Origin of the sequence: Pantoea sp. K16, from assembly GCF_048452805.1 — a bacterium.
Classification (GTDB): domain Bacteria; phylum Pseudomonadota; class Gammaproteobacteria; order Enterobacterales; family Enterobacteriaceae; genus Pantoea; species Pantoea agglomerans.
The window spans coordinates 114,058-131,035 of the sequence record NZ_JBLWNV010000006.1; the positions used below are offsets into that span (position 1 = coordinate 114,058).

13 protein-coding genes are annotated in these 16,978 nt (G+C 56.7%); 11 read left to right on the forward strand and 2 right to left on the reverse strand.

Going from position 1 to position 16,978, the window contains the following annotated elements:
- Positions 1-33: 33 nt before the first annotated feature.
- The 5 genes from ACK13D_RS09715 (at position 34) to ACK13D_RS09735 (ending at position 7,313) form a co-directional block, all read left to right on the forward strand.
- A complete protein-coding gene (locus ACK13D_RS09715) occupies positions 34-1,179 on the forward strand; it encodes an HlyD family secretion protein (RefSeq protein WP_010254357.1) in 1,146 nt (381 codons plus the stop codon).
- On the forward strand, positions 1,176-2,744 hold the full coding sequence (locus tag ACK13D_RS09720; RefSeq protein WP_010254360.1) for a DHA2 family efflux MFS transporter permease subunit: 1,569 nt from the start codon (positions 1,176-1,178) through the stop codon (positions 2,742-2,744). Before ACK13D_RS09715 ends, ACK13D_RS09720 begins: the two co-directional genes overlap by 4 nt.
- Before the next feature lies 1 nt (position 2,745).
- Positions 2,746-4,275: an efflux transporter outer membrane subunit gene (locus tag ACK13D_RS09725; protein WP_159226260.1), complete on the forward strand. Its 1,530-nt coding sequence runs from the start codon at positions 2,746-2,748 to the stop codon at positions 4,273-4,275.
- Positions 4,276-5,140: 865 nt separating this feature from the next.
- Positions 5,141-5,542 carry an H-NS family histone-like protein gene (locus tag ACK13D_RS09730; protein ID WP_003850507.1) on the forward strand — a complete coding sequence of 134 codons (402 nt, stop codon included), beginning with the start codon at positions 5,141-5,143 and terminating at the stop codon, positions 5,540-5,542.
- A gap of 178 nt (positions 5,543-5,720) precedes the next feature.
- Positions 5,721-7,313 (forward strand): ABC-F family ATPase, encoded by a 1,593-nt coding sequence (locus ACK13D_RS09735; protein ID WP_010254366.1) that lies wholly within the window; start codon positions 5,721-5,723, stop codon positions 7,311-7,313.
- Positions 7,314-7,615: 302 nt separating this feature from the next.
- Here ACK13D_RS09735 and moeB read toward each other — a convergent pair whose 3' ends face one another.
- Complete coding sequence (moeB, locus tag ACK13D_RS09740) at positions 7,616-8,374, reverse strand: molybdopterin-synthase adenylyltransferase MoeB (protein ID WP_083068598.1); 759 nt, start codon at positions 8,372-8,374, stop codon at positions 7,616-7,618.
- Positions 8,375-9,610 carry a molybdopterin molybdotransferase MoeA gene (moeA, locus tag ACK13D_RS09745; protein ID WP_010254369.1) on the reverse strand — a complete coding sequence of 412 codons (1,236 nt, stop codon included), beginning with the start codon at positions 9,608-9,610 and terminating at the stop codon, positions 8,375-8,377.
- Positions 9,611-9,866: 256 nt separating this feature from the next.
- On the opposite strand from moeA, the gene ACK13D_RS09750 reads away from it, so the two are divergent.
- Genes ACK13D_RS09750 through ACK13D_RS09775 form a run of 6 tightly spaced genes read left to right on the forward strand, consistent with a single transcriptional unit; the run spans position 9,867 to position 16,606 of the window.
- Positions 9,867-10,826 (forward strand): isoaspartyl peptidase/L-asparaginase family protein, encoded by a 960-nt coding sequence (locus ACK13D_RS09750; protein ID WP_033785515.1) that lies wholly within the window; start codon positions 9,867-9,869, stop codon positions 10,824-10,826.
- 9 nt (positions 10,827-10,835) lie between these two features.
- A complete protein-coding gene (locus ACK13D_RS09755) occupies positions 10,836-12,692 on the forward strand; it encodes a dipeptide ABC transporter ATP-binding protein (RefSeq protein ID WP_010254373.1) in 1,857 nt (618 codons plus the stop codon).
- Between the two features lie 54 nt (positions 12,693-12,746).
- On the forward strand, positions 12,747-14,282 hold the full coding sequence (gsiB, locus tag ACK13D_RS09760; protein ID WP_418796253.1) for a glutathione ABC transporter substrate-binding protein GsiB: 1,536 nt from the start codon (positions 12,747-12,749) through the stop codon (positions 14,280-14,282).
- Between the two features lie 46 nt (positions 14,283-14,328).
- The gene (gsiC, locus tag ACK13D_RS09765; protein WP_010254376.1) at positions 14,329-15,258 is read left to right on the forward strand and encodes a glutathione ABC transporter permease GsiC; all 930 of its coding nucleotides are present in this window, start codon (positions 14,329-14,331) and stop codon (positions 15,256-15,258) included.
- Positions 15,255-16,160 carry a glutathione ABC transporter permease GsiD gene (gene gsiD / locus ACK13D_RS09770; protein WP_010254377.1) on the forward strand — a complete coding sequence of 302 codons (906 nt, stop codon included), beginning with the start codon at positions 15,255-15,257 and terminating at the stop codon, positions 16,158-16,160. The genes gsiC and gsiD overlap by 4 nt, the downstream gene beginning before the upstream one ends.
- Positions 16,157-16,606 (forward strand): DUF4385 domain-containing protein, encoded by a 450-nt coding sequence (locus tag ACK13D_RS09775; protein ID WP_010254385.1) that lies wholly within the window; start codon positions 16,157-16,159, stop codon positions 16,604-16,606. Before gsiD ends, ACK13D_RS09775 begins: the two co-directional genes overlap by 4 nt.
- Positions 16,607-16,978 lie beyond the last annotated feature (372 nt).

Sequence of the window (16,978 nt, forward strand, 5' to 3'; positions counted from 1 at the left end):
CGGGAATTAGGGCCTTAGCCAGTGATGGGAACTATGAGCGAGAATAACCAACGCGATCCACACCAGCAGGACGCAGAAAATGCGACGGATAAAAACCGTCAGTCAGAGGAAAATCAGGACAACGACCAGCAGCCTGAGCGTAAACGCCCCGGTAAAAAGCCGCTGATTATTCTGGCGGTAGTGGTGGTGATTATGCTGATTGTCGGCTTCTGGTTCTGGTTCACTACCCGCAATATTGAAACTACCGACGACGCCTTTACCGAAGGCGATGCCGTTACCATTGCGCCTAAAGCCTCCGGCTATGTCGTGAAGCTGCTGGTGAAAGATAACCAGCGGGTGAAGAAGGGCGATCTGCTGGTGGAGATCGATCCCAGCGACAATCGTGCCCAGCGTGAGCAGGCGAATGCGCAGCTCGGTTTAGCTGTCGCACAGCTGCATCAGGCGCAGGCTCAACTGGCGCTGTCAAAGGTACAGTATCCGGCACAGCGCGATCAGGCGCTGGCGGATCAGGCGAAAGCCGAAGCGAATCTGCTTAATGCGCAGGCGGATTATCGTCGCCAGCGCGGCGTCGATCCGCGTGCGACCAGTCAGCGTAATATCGACAGCGCGTCCGCGCAGTTACGTTCGGCGCAGGCGCAGTTACAAAGCGCGAAAGCACAGGTTGAAGTGGCGTCACAGGTTGCTCTGCAGATTCGCCAGCAGGAGACCAATGTTGAAGCGCGTCAGCAACAGGTTGAGCAGGCGAAGGCGCAGTTAAGCACGGCCGATCTTAATCTCTCCTATACCCAGGTTCGCGCGCCCTATGACGGGTTTGTCACCAAGCGTAACGTTCAGCTGGGCACACTGGTGCAGGCGGGATCGTCGCTGTTTTCGCTGGTCTCGCCTGAGATCTGGGTCACCGCTAACTTCAAAGAGTCTCAGCTGCAACACATGAATCCTGGCGACAAAGTTGAAATCAGCGTCGATGCCTGGCCGGATATGAAGCTGGAAGGGCATGTCGATAGTATTCAGATGGGCTCTGGTTCACGCTTCTCGACTTTCCCGTCAGAAAACGCCACCGGTAACTATGTGAAAATCGTTCAGCGCGTGCCGGTGAAAATCGTCATCGACAAGGGCCTTGATCCGAACCATCCTCTGCCGCTGGGTCTCTCTGTTGAACCGAAGGTAACGGTGGAATGAGTACGGCGCAGAGCTGGAAACCCGCCAGTAATCCGTGGTTAGTGGCGATCACGGTCACGCTGGCGGTGTTTATGGAGATCCTCGACACCACCATTGTTAACGTGGCGCTGCCGCATATCGCCGGTTCGCTCTCCTCCAGTTACGATGAGTCAACCTGGGTGCTGACCTCCTATCTGGTGGCGAACGGCATTGTGCTGCCTATCTCTGCGTTCTTCAGCCGACTGTTTGGCCGTAAACAGTTTTTCCTGATCTGCATCGTGATGTTTACCATCTGCTCCTTCCTGTGCGGCATCGCTACCGAACTGTGGCAAATCATTCTGTTCCGCGTGCTGCAGGGCTTTTTTGGTGGCGGATTGCAGCCGGTTCAGCAGTCTGTGCTGCTGGACTACTTCAAGGCGGAAGATCGCGGCAAGGCATTTGGGCTCTCCTCTATCGCCATTATTGTCGCGCCGGTGATTGGCCCGACATTAGGTGGCTGGATTACCGACAACTACAGCTGGCGCTGGGTGTTCTTTATCAACATTCCGGTCGGCGTGCTTACCGTGCTGGCGATCTATCAGCTGCTGGAAGATCCACCGTGGGAGCGTAAGTGGGCCAAAGGTAAACTGAAGATCGACTATATCGGTATCAGCCTGATTACCTTAGGACTGGGTTGTCTGCAGGTGATGCTGGATCGCGGAGAGGATGAGGACTGGTTTGCCTCGCACTTTATCGTGCTGTTCGCCATTCTGGCCTTGATTGGCATCGTCGGCGCCATCTACTGGCTGATGTATGCCCGTAAGCCAGTGGTTGATATTCTGGTGATGAAAGACCGCAACTTCTGGGTCGCCGGGCTGTTGATGGCGGGGATGGCGATGATTCTGTATGGCAGTTCCGTAGTGCTGCCACAGCTGGCGCAGCAGGATCTGGGGTACACCGCCACCTGGTCAGGTCTGGTGTTGTCGCCTGGCGCGGTGCTGATTGTGCTGACCATACCGCTGGTGCTGAAACTGATGCCAATCGTTCAGACGCGCTACATCATTGCCTTTGGCTTTAGCTGTCTGGCCGTGGCGTTTCTCTACTCCGCCACCTTAACGCCCAACGTCGATTTCACCACTTTGGTGTTGATGCGCAGCGCACAGTCAATCGGGCTGGGTTTCCTGTTTGTCCCGCTGACGACTATCGCCTTTGTCACCATTCCGCAGCGGCTTAATGCTGACGCCTCGGCGCTGTTTACCATGTTCCGTAACGTGGCCGGATCGATTGGGATTTCACTCTCGACCGCTGCCATTACCGAGCGCGAACAGGTGCGGTCAGCGCACATGGTGCATAACATGACGCCGCTGAATGAGCCGTTCAACATTACGCTTCAGCACTGGGCGCAGGCGATACGCGACTTTACCTCGGCGGTGGGCGATCCCGTCACGCTGGCAACCGGTCAGCTCTATCAGGAGATGATTGCGCAGTCGCGTATCCTCGCTTACATCGATGTCTTCTCAGGCCTGAGTATTGTCGCCCTGATTTTGATTCCATTTTGTTGGCTGCTGTCGCCGATTAAGAGCGAAGGCAGTGCAGGAGCACACTAACATGAAGGTTTTTTACTCTCATCGCCTGAAACCCCTGAGTTTACTGCTGGCCCTCGGGCTGGCGGGCTGCGCTGTCGGACCTGACTATCAGGCGCCGAAACCTGCCGTGCCGGGTGGCTACAACACCCTGGATTCGCAGGAGGCGTCAAAGCCACAAAACGCCGCGATTAATTCACGCTGGTGGCGCAGCTTCAATGATCCGCAGCTCGACAGTCTGATTGAACGGGCGATTGCGGGCAACCTGAGCCTGCAGCAGACGGTGCTGCGCATTGCCGGAGCACGTGAACAGCTGACGCAGGCGCAGGGCAGCCTGTTCCCCACCCTGGGCGGTTCAGCCAAAGTGACGCGTCAGCAGCTCGGGCTGGAAGGCTTGCTGAAATCCAATGGCGCAACCGATCAGCTCGACAGCAACGTGGCCAGCCAGCTCAATGGATTGACGCAGCCGGTTACCCTCTATCAGGGCAGCTTCGATGCCAGCTGGGAGCTGGATCTGTGGGGCAAAGTGCGCCGTCAGGTTGAGGCAGCCAATGCCCAGCAGCAGGCAGCGATAGAACAGCGCAACGATGCGCTGGTCTCACTGGAGGCCGAAGTGGCGCGTGCCTGGCTGCAGCTGCGCGGCGCGCAGAGCACGATTCAGACGCTGCAACAGCAGATTGAGGTGGCGCAGCAGACGACCGAGCTGACCCAAAGCCAGCAGCGTAATGGCCTGGCCCCGCTGACCGATGTGGAAAATGCGCGTGCCCAGCTCAGCACGCTGCAGGCGCAGCTGCCGCAGTATCAGTCGCAGGCACGGCAGGCGATGAATGGGTTAGCGGTGCTGCTCGGCAAGACACCGGGGGCGCTGGATGCTGAACTCAGTACGCCAAAAGCGTTACCCCCGCTGCCACAGTTTGTCCCGGTAGGCATTCCTTCTACGCTGGCACGTCGTCGTCCTGATATTCGTCAGGCTGAAGCGATGCTGCATGCACAAACCGCTGAGATTGGGGTTTCTGTCGCGCAGCTTTTCCCGAGCCTGTCACTGACCGGCCAGCTGGGCGTGCGCAACACCGATGTCAGCTATCTGGATAACTGGAGCAGCCATTTCTACAGTTATGGCCCGTCGTTATCGATTCCGATTTTCCAGGGCGGACAGCTGGTGTCGAGCGTGAAGTTAGCGCGGGCGCAGCAGGCCAGTGCCGCGCTGGATTATCGCCAGACGGTGCTGACGGCGTTGCAGGATGTGGAGAATGCGCTGGTCAGCTATCGCGCCGATCAGCAGCGGGTCACCGCGCTGGATGAGACAACCGGTGCGCTTCAGCGCGCGTTTGATCTCGCCAGCGACAGTTATCGCCAGGGGCTCTCGACCTTCCTGGAGGTGCTGGATGCGCAGCGTCAGCTGGCTCAGGCAGAGGAGCAGGCGACACAGGCGCGGATGCAGAGTGCACTCGATTTAGTGGCGCTCTATAAAGCACTGGGCGGCGGCTGGGAGACTTACCAGAACGTGGATATGCCGCAATATCCGGTATTTGGCCCGGCCACGCAGGCGAATTAGTCATCCGGCGGTAGCTGCCTCTGTGCAGTTACCGCTTTATCTCTCCTCCGGCAGCGTTAAACCGATGCTGCCTGTCTCTCCATGTTGTTCATCATGGTCTAACCCGTTGATAATGAGAGCTTCCCAGCATCACTGGAACGGGCGCAGCCAGCAGAAAATAAAACAGTGGTAATCGCAGGGTTATTATCAGCGCCTCCGGCGAGCGATTAATTTTATGTTGCAGGCACTTTCCGGATTCAGGTTTTTGAGCTCTGTCACCTTTCTCAGTTTATTTCTTTGACGTTTTTTTAAGGCAACTTACGACTGAACGAGTGGGGGCGCGTGAGGCTATTCAGTCAGCCTGAGCCGGGCGGAACTGTTATTGCGCAGCTAAGCGATCTGCGAATAATCCGACTCTGCTATAAATCGCAGCGGCAAAAATGGTTAACAGGTGGCAAAGGGCATAATTAAAAAAGCCACCAGAGCGTTAATTCTTTTGCGCTATTTAACGGTGCCGGGGGGGGCTTTTTAAGCATAATCTGTAAGCTGGTGTGACTGGGGTCACGGGCAGGCACATTTTTAATCTGTTATCTCCGGCCCGTAAACGTAAATAATGAGGCTGCATGGCCCGCATTTAGTTGATAGCGTTAACTGCCTTATGCCGGGATAATCTGCCTGAAATCGTTTTCAACTCCTGAGTAAAAGTGCCATTTGTTGTTAATTCAGCGTTAATAAAAGGTCAGGCACGCCCGATTTTAATAGCTCTGTTTTGCCCGAATTAATACTTAGGAATTATCTGTAGCGTAAAAATAATTTATTTTTTTATTTGAATTAGGTAGTCTTGGCGCTACAGTTTTATTAACCCCCCTTAATCAAGGACATTGTGATGAGTGACGCATTTAAGGTACTGAACAATATTCGCACATTACGTGCCCAGGCTCGTGAACTGCCACTGACCGATCTTGAAGAGATCCTGGAAAAATTAACTGTTGTTGTTACTGAGCGCCGTGAAGAAGCAGAAGCGGAAGAGACGCAGAATCGCGAAAAAGAAGAAAAGCTTTCTAAATATCGCGAAATGCTGCTGGCTGACGGCATCGATCCTAATGAATTATTAGGTGCACTGGAAAGCGGAAAAAAACGTACCAAGCGTGCGCCGCGTCCGGCTAAATATTCTTACACCGACGAAAATGGTGAGCAGAAATCCTGGACTGGCCAGGGCCGTACCCCGGCAGCGATTAAAAAAGCGCTGGATTCCGGTAAAAGCCTGGACAGTTTCCTGATCGATTGATCGACACAATCCTTGTAAGTGGGAGCCGGGGGGCCATCATGGCCTTCCGGCTTTTTTATTTCTGCCGGGATATCAATCACCCCGCAAGGAATCCACGGCTGACGCTGGCGTGCGCTGCGTCACATCTGGCATAATAGCCGCCGTTTTTTCATCCATTCTCTTCACAAAGGTCAATGCCGTGTTAGTTAGCAGCAATATCACCATGCAGTTTGGCAGCAAGCCACTGTTCGAAAATATCTCCGTTAAATTTGGCGGCGGTAATCGTTACGGTTTAATCGGTGCGAACGGCAGCGGAAAATCCACCTTCATGAAGATTTTGGGTGGCGATCTGGTGCCTTCAGGCGGCAATGTTTCTTACGATCCCAACGAGCGCATCGGTAAGTTGCGTCAGGATCAGTTCGCCTTTGAACAATTTAGCGTACTGGACACCGTTATCATGGGTCACCATGAGTTATGGGAAGTGAAGCAGGAGCGCGACCGTATTTATTCTTTGCCAGAAATGAGCGAAGAAGAGGGGTATAAAGTCGGCGATCTTGAGGCACTTTACGGTGAGATGGACGGCTATAGCGCGGAGTCTCGTGCCGGTGAGTTATTACTCGGCGTCGGCATTCCGGTTGAGCAGCATTATGGCCCGATGAGCGAAATTGCGCCGGGCTTTAAATTACGTGTACTGCTGGCGCAGGCGCTGTTTTCTAATCCTGATATTCTGTTACTCGACGAACCGACGAACAACCTGGACATCGATACTATTCGCTGGCTGGAGCAGGTGCTGAACGAGCGTGACAGCACCATGATTATCATTTCGCATGACCGTCACTTCCTTAATATGGTCTGTACGCACATGGCTGATTTGGATTATGGCGAGCTGCGGGTTTATTCCGGTAATTATGACGAATATATGACCGCGGCGACCCAGGCGCGTGAACGTCTGTTATCCGATAACGCCAAGAAAAAAGCGCAGATTGCTGACTTACAATCGTTCGTCAGTCGTTTTAGCGCCAACGCCTCTAAATCGCGTCAGGCGACATCACGCGCTAAGCAGATGGATAAAATTAAACTGGATGAAGTGAAAGCCTCCAGCCGTCAGAACCCGTTTATCCGCTTTGAGCAGGACAAGAAGTTGTTCCGTAATGCGCTGGAAGTGGAAGGTTTGACCAAAGGATTTGATAACGGTCCGCTGTTTAAGAATTTAAATCTGCTGCTGGAAGTGGGTGAGAAGCTGGCGGTGATCGGTGCCAACGGTATCGGTAAATCAACACTGTTAAAATCGCTGGTGGGTCAGCTGACGCCAGATAACGGCAGCGTTAAATGGTCAGAGAATGCACGTATTGGTTATTACGCTCAGGATCACGCCGATGATTTTGCCAATGACCTGACGGTATTTGACTGGATGAGTCAGTGGAAACAGCCTGGCGATGATGAGCAGACCATTCGCGGTATTCTGGGTCGCCTGCTGTTTTCGCAGGATGATATTAAGAAGCCGGCCAAAGTGCTTTCCGGTGGAGAGAAGGGTCGTATGCTGTTCGGTAAGCTGATGATGGAAAAACCGAACATTCTGATTATGGATGAGCCGACCAACCACCTCGATATGGAGTCGATTGAATCGCTCAATATGGCGCTGGAGATGTATGAAGGCACGCTGGTGTTTGTTTCACACGACCGTGAATTTGTCAGCTCGCTGGCAACCCGCGTGATAGAGCTGAAAGCAGATCGCGTGGTGGACTTCACCGGTAATTACGAAGATTACCTGCGGAGTCAGGGTATCGTCTGATTGAAACGGGGTGGCGCAGGTCACCCCGTTTTTTTTGGTGGTAATGAATGAGTTATATGCTTTTAGCTTGTTAGATGGTGTGGGTTGGGCAGGATGCCAGGCTCAGGGATTATCTGGCAGCAACGCATATACTTAAGGCGCAGGGAACACGGTCAGAGGAGGAAAGCGTCCCGCGCCATGGATGGCGCGGGCCGAGCGCCCATGGATGGTTTAAGCGACTTTCCGATCTGACCGTGTTCCCTAAGCAGGTAAAAACTTCACCACGGTGCGGGCTTCATGAAGCACAGGCGTTCCTGCCGACGCTACGCGCTACCACCACACACTTCACAGTGCGCATCCTGCGCTACCTTCATGCTGCGGAACTCCGCGCTCATCGCATCGTACATCAGCAACCGGCTGGTGGCGGGCGTGCCAAATGCCGTCAGCACTTTAATCGCTTCCATCGCCTGCATCGCACCAATCACGCCAACCAGCGGAGCCATGACGCCCGCTTCCACGCAACTCAGGGTTTGTTCCCCAAACAGGCGGCTGATGCAACGATAGCAGGGTGTGCCGGGCTGCCAGTTGAATACGCTGATCTGACCTTCCATCCGAATCGCGGCGCCGGAGACCAGTGGCACCCGCTGCTGACGACAGAGCCGGTTAAGCTGCTCACGCACTGCAACGTTGTCGGTGCAGTCCAGCACTACCTGCTGCCGGGCGATCAGCGCCAGCAGCGCTGCATCGTCCAGCTGTCCATTAACAGGATGCAGCTGGCAGTGCGGATTGATGGCGGCCAGGCTTTGTGCGGCGGAGTCCACTTTGGCACGACCAATATCAGCATCGTGATGCAGGATCTGCCGTTGCAGGTTAGAGTGCGATACGGTATCGAAGTCGAGCAGCGTCAGGCTGCCGACACCGGCAGCCGCCAGATAGGGCGCAGCGGCGCAGCCGAGTCCGCCCAGCCCGACGATCAGCGCATGACTCGCTTTCAGCCGCTCCTGACCGTCGAAATCAAAGCCGCGCAATACAATCTGCCGGTTGTAGCGCAGCATCTCCTCATCGCTTAATTCAGGCAGCATTTACGCCTCCAGCAGGGCGTTGAACGGTTCCACCTCGACCCATTCGCCCGGTTCAACATTGCCGCGATCCCGTTCCAGCACAATAAAACAGTTTGCCTGGGCGAAGGAGCTGAAGACGTGCGAACCCTGCATCCCGGTGGTTTCCACCTCCAGTTCACCCTGTGCGTTCTGTCGCAGGATACCGCGCTGGAAATCGAGCCGGCCAGGTGACTTTTTCAGCCGCGAGGCGCAGCGCACTTTCTGACGTGGCGGCAATGCTGATTTTTGCTGGCCGGTGAGGGTGGCAAGCAGCGGCTGAACGAGCTGATAAAAGGTCACGGCGGCGGAGACCGGATTACCTGGCAGGCCGCAGAACCAGCTGCTGTTGAGGCGGCCAAAGGCAAATGGCTTGCCAGGCTTGATCGCCAGCTTCCAGAAGCTGATGGCACCAAGCTCTTCCAGCATCGTTTTGGTGAAGTCCGCTTCGCCCACCGAGACGCCGCCGGTAGTAATCACGACATCCGCCTGCCGATCGGCCTCGGTGAAAGCAGCACGCAGTGCGGCCGGGTCATCTTTGATGATGCCAAGGTCGATGACTTCGCAACCCAGCTTATGCAGCATCAGTGATACCGCAAAGCGGTTGGTGTCGTAGATCTGGCCTTCGGCCAGCGGCTCGCCTACCGGCTGGAGTTCATCACCGGTGGAGAAGATAGCGACCCGCAGTTTTCGCAGCACGCTGACCTGCGCGATACCCAGTGAGGCGAGCAGTGGCAGCTCAGCGGCACCCAGACGCGTTCCCGCTTCCAGCACCACGGTGCCTGGCTGAATATCATCACCGATGAGACGAATGTTCTGTCCGGGACGGACCGGCGCGGTGATCATAATCGCATCACCCTGTGTTTCGGTCTGCTCCTGCATTACTACTGCTTCACAGCCTGCGGGCACCGGCGCACCGGTCATGATGCGAATCACGCTGCCCTGCGGCCACTCACCGCTAAACGGTGCGCCGGCAAAGGCTTTACCCGCCACTGGCAGCGGCTGACCGCTGCTGGCGTCTGCCAGCCTGACGGCGTAGCCATCCATTGCAGAGTTATCAAATGGCGGGACGGCAATCGGTGAGGTCACCGCTTTGGCGGTGATACGCCCGACCGCTTCGGCCAGCGGCACGCTAAGAGAGTCGGTGACGGGCGTCAGCTGTGACAGCATTTTTTGTTGTGCCTCCTCAAGGGAGATCAAGCCTGCAGTAAAACTTTCCATGGATATTCCAGCCTGGTTATCTCAGATGCTGCCTATTATGGTGGGAATTAGCCGCTGAGTCACATCGGTGTCGGCCTGACTTGCCTGTTGTTGTGGCCAAAGTGAAATATGGCGGTAAGAAAAGGTTATAACCACAGGAACAGTTTCCGCTTTACAACACTTAGCAGGCTTTCTATAGTCAAAAATCACCAAAAATGGGTGAAAACCATTTTAAATCAGTGTTTTTCGTCCTGATGCAACCACAGGGTAGATCGTTATGGTCAATGCAGTGATCGCCATTCATGGAGGCGCCGGTGCCATTACGCGCTCAGCAATGAGCGCCGAAAAAGAGCAACTCTATCGTCAGGCGCTACACGATATTGTCACTCAGGGCCAGCAGATACTGGCTCAGGGCGGCAGCGCACTCGATGCGGTGACCGAAGCGGTGCGGCTGCTGGAAGAGTGCCCGCTGTTCAACGCCGGTAAAGGCGCGGTCTTCACCCATCAGGGCACCCATGAACTCGATGCCTGCATCATGGATGGCCGCACGCTGGGTGCAGGGGCGGTCGCGGGCGTAACGCGGGTACGGAATCCGGTGCTGGCGGCACGTGCCGTGCTGGAACATAGCGAGCATGTCCTGTTTATCGGCGAGGGCGCAGAGCAGTTTGCTGAGGCGCACGGGCTGGAAACGGTCACGCCTGATTACTTCTCGACTCCGGAACGCTGGGAGCAGTTGCAGCGCGCGCTGAACAGCGATACGGCAGTGCTGGACCATGATGGTGCCGCGCACAGCGATGACCCGCTCGACCCGGACCGTAAGTTTGGTACGGTGGGGGCCGTCGCGCTGGATCTTGAGGGCAACCTCGCGGCCGCCACGTCAACGGGCGGTATGACCAACAAGCAGGCCGGACGGGTCGGCGACTCGCCGCTGCCGGGCGCAGGCTGCTACGCCAGTAACGACAGCGTGGCGGTCTCCTGTACCGGCACCGGGGAAGTCTTTATACGGACGCTGGCGGCCTACGATGTGGCAGCGCAGATGCGCTACGCCGGGCGCTCACTGCAGCAGGCCACGGTTAATGTTATTCATGACAGTGTGCTGGAGCTGGGCGGCAGCGGGGGGCTGATTGCCGTCGACCGCGCAGGCAACGTAGCGCTGCCTTTCAACAGCGAAGGGATGTATCGCGGTGTGGCGCGGGTTGGCGAAGTGGCAGACGTCGCTATCTATCGCGAAAGTTAAGGAGCAGAGATGAGCGACAGGCAAACGTTACCGCCGCTGGCCCCTGAGCAGGTCCTGGCGGTGCGCGATCTCAATGTGCGTTTTCAGCACGAAACCACCGTTACTGACGCGGTGCGTCATTTGTCACTCGATCTGTTTCGCGGCGAAACGCTGGCGCTGGTGGGGGAGTCAGGCTCGGGGAAATCAGTGACCTCGCTGGCGCTGATGCGGCTGATTGAGCAGGCTGGCGGGAGGGTCAGCGGCGAGGTGCTGTTGCGGCGTCGCAACGGCGACGTGCTGGATCTGATGCGCGCCTCAAAAGGTCAGATGCGGCGGGTACGCGGTGCGGATATGGCGATGATCTTTCAGGAGCCGATGACCTCGCTGAATCCGGTCTTCTCCGTGGGCGAGCAGATCGCGGAATCCATCCGTCTGCATCAGGGCCTGAGCCACGCCGGCGCGCTGGCCGAAGCGCGCCGTATGCTGGATCTGGTACGAATCCCGGATGCGCAAAATGTATTATCCCGCTTCCCGCATCAGCTGTCGGGCGGGATGCGTCAGCGCGTGATGATCGCCATGGCGCTCTGCTGCAAACCGGCCCTGCTGATTGCCGATGAGCCGACCACCGCGCTCGACGTCACCATTCAGGCGCAGATTCTGCAGCTTATCCGCGTGCTGCAAAAAGAGATGCAGATGGGGGTGATTTTTATCACTCACGATATGGGCGTGGTCGCCGAAATGGCCGATCGGGTTCAGGTGATGTATCGCGGCGAAGTAGTAGAAAATGCCCCGGTAGCCAGGCTGTTCAGCGCCCCGCAGCAGCCCTATACCCAGGCACTGCTGGCGGCGGTGCCAAAGCTCGGTTCGATGCAGGGCCAGCCCCTGCCGGCCAAATTTCCGTTGCTGCACAGCGATGCCGTTGATGACGTTCCGCAGGATACGGTTCGCCGCCTGCAGCCACCCATTTTGCAGGTGCGCGATCTGGTCACCCGCTTTGATATTCGCGGCGGCCTGCTGAACCGCGTCAAAAGCCGGGTGCATGCCGTCGAAAAAGTCAGTTTTGATCTCTATGCCGGTGAGACACTGGCGCTGGTGGGCGAGTCTGGCTGTGGTAAATCGACCACCGGGCGTTCGCTGCTGAAGCTGGTGGCCAGTCAGGGTGGCACCCTGACGTTTGACGGACAGCGGATAGACCATTTGTCGGGTGCCGCGCTGGCCCATCTGCGACGCGACATTCAGTTTATCTTCCAGGATCCCTACGCCTCGCTCGATCCCCGGCTGACGGTCGGCTTCTCCATTATGGAGCCGCTGCTGGTTCACAAGGCGATGCCGCGTCGCGAGGCGGAGCAGCGCGTTGCCTGGCTGCTGGATAAAGTGGGTCTGCTGCCGGAACATGCTCAGCGCTATCCCCATGAATTTTCCGGCGGCCAGCGTCAGCGCATCTGTATAGCCCGCGCGCTGGCGCTGAATCCCAAAGTGGTGATCGCCGATGAGTCCGTCTCGGCGCTGGATGTGTCAATTCAGGCGCAGATTATTAATCTGATGCTCGACCTGCAGCGCGAGTTTGGCATCGCCTTCCTGTTTATTTCTCATGATATGGCGGTGGTGGAGCGTATTAGCCACCGCGTGGCGGTGATGTATCTCGGTCAGATTGTCGAGATGGGGCCGCGTCAGGCGGTGTTTGAGCAGCCTCAGCACCCTTATACCCGAAAACTCATGGCGGCGGTGCCGGTAGCCGATCCGGCTCACCGGCGTCGCGAACGAGCCTTACTGGTCGATGAGATCCCCAGCCCGATTCATGCGTTAGGGGATGAACCTGAAGTGGCGCCGCTGATGGAGGTGGCTCCGGGCCATTTCGTCGCCCGCCACGTTATCAGTGCGACCTGAACAGTGACGATGTCGCCCCGGCGACCAACCCGACAGGGATTACAGGAGAACAAGATGCAGATTACGATGCGTAAAGGGTTACTGGCGGCTGGCGTGTTAAGCAGCGCAATGGCATTGCCCGCCTGGGCAGCACAGGATGCGGTGATTGCCGTCGCGTCCAACTTCACCACTCTCGATCCCTATGACGCCAACGACACGCTGTCGCAGGCTGTCGCGAAATCCTTCTATCAGGGCCTGTTTGGCTTTGATAAAGAGATGAAGCTCACTAACGTGCTGGCTGAGAGCTATCAGGCCAGCGCCGACGGCCTGACCTATACCATTAAGCTGCGTTCCGGAGTTAAATTCCAGGATGGCACTGACTTCAATGCGGAAGCGGTAAAGGTCAACCTCGATCGCGCCAGCAATCCGGATAACCATCTCAAGCGCTACAACCTGTTTAAACATATCGCCAGCACCGAAGTGGTGGATCCGACTACGGTAAAAGTAACGCTGAAAGAGCCGTTCTCCGCCTTTATCAACATTCTGGCCCATCCGGCGGCGGCGATGATTTCGCCCACCGCGCTGAAAAAATATGGCAAAGAGATCGGTTTCCATCCGGTAGGAACCGGCCCGTTTGTGTTTGAAACCTGGAACCAGACCGATTTTGTGAAGGTGAAGAAGTGGGACGGCTACTGGAAGCCGGGCTATCCGAAGCTGGACAGCATTACCTGGCGACCGGTGGTGGATAACAACACCCGCGCGGCGATGCTGCAGACCGGCGAAGCGAACTTTGCTTTCCCGGTGCCCTATGAGCAGGCAAAACTGCTGGAGAAGAACAGCAAGCTTGCTGTGGTAACCACGCCATCGATTATGCAGCGTTACATCAGCCTTAATGTCACTCAGAAGCCGTTCGATAATCCGAAGGTGCGTGAAGCGCTGGAATATGCCATCAACCGTCAGGCGCTGGCGAAAGTGGCGTTCTCCGGTTACGCCACGCCTGCTACCGGCATCGTGCCGCCCACCATCGACTTCGCTCAGACCTATCCGGCCATCAGCTACGATCCGGCCAAAGCGAAAGCCCTGCTGAAAGAGGCGGGTTACCCGAACGGGTTTGGAACCACGCTCTGGTCGTCACACAACCACAGCACCGCGCAGAAAGTGTTGCAGTTCACCCAGCAGCAGCTGGCGCAGGTTGGCGTGAAAGTTAAAGTTACGGCGATGGATGCGGGTCAGCGTGCCGCAGAAGTAGAAGGCAAGGGCCAGAAAGAGAGCGGCGTGCGCATGTTCTATACCGGCTGGTCCGCCTCAACCGGCGAAGCGGACTGGGCGCTGACGCCACTGTTTGCTACTACGGCCTGGCCACCGGCGATCTTCAATACCGCGTTTTACAGCAATCCTAAGGTCGATAAAGATCTGGCTGATGCGCTGAAAACCACTGACCGTGCCGAGAAAGCGCGTCTCTACAAAGATGCGCAGGATACCATCTGGCAGGATCACCCGTGGATCCCACTGGTGGTTGAGCAGCTGGTTTCTGCCAACAGCAAAAACCTCAGCGGTTTTTATGTGATGCCCGATACCTCATTCAATTTCGATGAGGCAACTCTGAAGTAACGGAGCAGGCCAGCCCGCGAGGCTGGCCGCAGCTGCAGGATGTTGCATGTTTAACTATTTTCTCAAACGACTCTTTGGGCTGATCCCCACGCTGCTGATTGTGGCGGTGCTGGTGTTCCTGTTTGTTCACCTGCTGCCGGGCGACCCGGCGCGTCTGATCGCCGGGCCGGAAGCCGATGCCTCGGTGGTGGCGCTGGTGCGTCAGGAGCTGGGACTCGACCTGCCGCTGCCGCAGCAGTTCTGGCACTTTATGCTGAATGCGCTGCAGGGCGATTTCGGCCAGTCGATGGTCTCGAAGCGGCCGGTCGCGGAGGAGATCGCCTCACGCTTTATGCCGACCCTGTGGCTGACGCTGGTCAGCATGATCTGGGCCGTGATTTTTGGCATGGCAATCGGCATCGTTTCTGCTGTCTGGCGCAATCGCTGGCCCGATCGGCTGGGGATGACGCTGGCGGTGTCGGGCATTTCGTTTCCCGCCTTTGCACTGGGCATGCTGCTGATGCAGGTCTTCTCGGTGGAGCTGGGATGGCTGCCAACCGTCGGGGCAGAGAGCTGGAAACATTACATTCTGCCCTCCATCACCCTGGGTGCGGCGGTGGCGGCGGTGATGGCGCGCTTTACCCGTGCCTCGTTCGTGGAGGTGATGCAGGAAGATTATATGCGGACCGCCCGGGCCAAAGGGGTGCGCGAGTCGCTGGTGGTGGTCAAGCATGGCCTGCGCAACGCCATGATCCCGGTGGTGACGATGATGGGGCTGCAGTTTGGTTTCCTGCTGGGCGGATCGATCGTGGTCGAGGTGGTGTTTAACTGGCCGGGCCTGGGGCGACTGCTGGTCGATTCCGTGGCGATGCGCGACTACCCGGTTATTCAGGCGGAAGTTTTGCTGTTTTCACTGGAGTTTATTCTGATCAATCTGTTTGTCGACATGCTCTATGCGGTGATTAATCCCGCTATTCGCTTTAAGGAGTCGCGATGAAAAACTGGCGACGCGAAGCGGCACTGAAAACGATGCCGCTGATTGCGGAGAATCGGGTGCGAACGCCGTGGCGTGAATTCTGGCGGCGTTTCAGAGGACAGCCGGTGGCGCTGCTGGCCGGGCTGTTTGTGCTGGTACTGATTGTGCTGGCGGTTATCGCCCCATGGATTGCGCCGTTCGACGCAGAGAACTACTTCGATTATGACCGGCTCAATGACGGCCCCTCGCTGATGCATCTGTTTGGCGTCGATTCGCTGGGGCGTGACATTTTCAGTCGGGTGCTGGTCGGCACGCGGATTTCCCTGATTGCGGGCTTCTTTTCGGTAGTGATCGGCGCGCTGATCGGCACATTCTTTGGTCTGTTAGCCGGCTATTACGAAGGCTGGTGGGACCGCATCACCATGCGTATCTGCGATGTGCTGTTTGCCTTTCCCGGCATTCTGCTGGCGATTGCGGTGGTGGCGATTATGGGCAGCGGCATGAGTAATGTGATTGTGGCGGTCGCTATCTTCAGTATCCCGGCTTTTGCCCGGCTGGTTCGCGGCAATACGCTGGTGCTGAAGCATCAGACCTATATTGAGTCGGCACGCAGCATCGGCGCTTCTGACTGGACTATCCTGATGCGGCATATCCTGCCCGGCACGGTATCGCCGATTGTGGTCTATTTCACCATGCGGGTCGGTACCTCAATCATTACCGCGGCCAGCCTGTCGTTTCTGGGGCTGGGCGCACAACCGCCTACGCCGGAGTGGGGTGCAATGCTGAATGAGGCGCGGGCCGACATGGTTATCGCGCCTCACGTGGCAATTTTCCCCAGCCTGGCCATCTTCCTCACCGTTCTGGCATTTAATTTACTCGGAGACGGGCTGCGCGACGCACTTGATCCTAAACTAAAGAGATGAAACCTTTCGATTATGATCAGGACTTCAGCACTATCGACTTCCGCCAGCACCCCGAGCTTTATCAGGTCGGGCGTGGTGAGCAGGGCGTGCTGATGGTCGAGCCTTATAAAGGCGAAATACTGCCACACTGGCGTTTTCGTACCGTTCCCATTGCTGAAGAGTCGGCTGAGAAAATCATGGCGCTGTTTGAGGAGTATCGGCGCAAAGATGATTTTGTCGGCATGGATATGGCGCGCAAATTTATTCAGATGGGGTATACCCGTGCGCGCCGTTACAGCAACCACAAGGGCGGACGCAAATATGATGCGGATGGCAAGGAGCTGCCGCGCGGTGTCAACGAGGAAAAAGCCGCGGCGGCGGCTGTTTTCAAAGGCTACTGGGACAAACTTCGTGCAGATGAAGACTATCTGCGACGTAAAAAAGCGCATCAGCAGCAGTATGGCTAAGCGTTAATCCTGCTCTCCCGGCAGCTGTTACCTCCTGCTGCCGGGGTTGTTTTAATGAACCCGTCCTGCTCAATCCTATCCCTCATTCCTTGCCTGCAACGGTTCTGCTGCAGCGCCCGTGCTGCCAGATGCGCAGCCGTTTCGCCACGCCCCAAAACGCCATAGCCCGCCACGCTTGCCAGATAAACTCACACAGCAGACAAGAAACCTTTTCTGCTGGCGAGCCGGGGGCGTAAAGTAGTGAAAAAACGCGTAAAAGCCGATCCACAGCACAGGCAAAAAAACGGGCGGTTCAAACCGTGCTTTTTCCAATAACTTCCCGTGCTATAAAAAGAAATTGGCTGCGGAGCCTCTGACTGGTGAACAAGCGAA

Coding starts and splice junctions, on each gene's coding strand:
- gsiB (WP_418796253.1), top strand. CDS start 12,747: ATGCAGATTACGATGCGTAAAGGGTTACTGGCGGCTGGCGTGTTAAGC.
- ACK13D_RS09730 (WP_003850507.1), top strand. CDS start 5,141: ATGAGTGACGCATTTAAGGTACTGAACAATATTCGCACATTACGTGCC.
- gsiD (WP_010254377.1), top strand. CDS start 15,255: ATGAAAAACTGGCGACGCGAAGCGGCACTGAAAACGATGCCGCTGATT.
- ACK13D_RS09715 (WP_010254357.1), top strand. CDS start 34: ATGAGCGAGAATAACCAACGCGATCCACACCAGCAGGACGCAGAAAAT.
- ACK13D_RS09775 (WP_010254385.1), top strand. CDS start 16,157: ATGAAACCTTTCGATTATGATCAGGACTTCAGCACTATCGACTTCCGC.
- gsiC (WP_010254376.1), top strand. CDS start 14,329: ATGTTTAACTATTTTCTCAAACGACTCTTTGGGCTGATCCCCACGCTG.
- ACK13D_RS09725 (WP_159226260.1), top strand. CDS start 2,746: ATGAAGGTTTTTTACTCTCATCGCCTGAAACCCCTGAGTTTACTGCTG.
- ACK13D_RS09755 (WP_010254373.1), top strand. CDS start 10,836: ATGAGCGACAGGCAAACGTTACCGCCGCTGGCCCCTGAGCAGGTCCTG.
- moeA (WP_010254369.1), bottom strand. CDS start 9,610: ATGGAAAGTTTTACTGCAGGCTTGATCTCCCTTGAGGAGGCACAACAA.
- ACK13D_RS09750 (WP_033785515.1), top strand. CDS start 9,867: ATGGTCAATGCAGTGATCGCCATTCATGGAGGCGCCGGTGCCATTACG.
- ACK13D_RS09720 (WP_010254360.1), top strand. CDS start 1,176: ATGAGTACGGCGCAGAGCTGGAAACCCGCCAGTAATCCGTGGTTAGTG.
- moeB (WP_083068598.1), bottom strand. CDS start 8,374: ATGCTGCCTGAATTAAGCGATGAGGAGATGCTGCGCTACAACCGGCAG.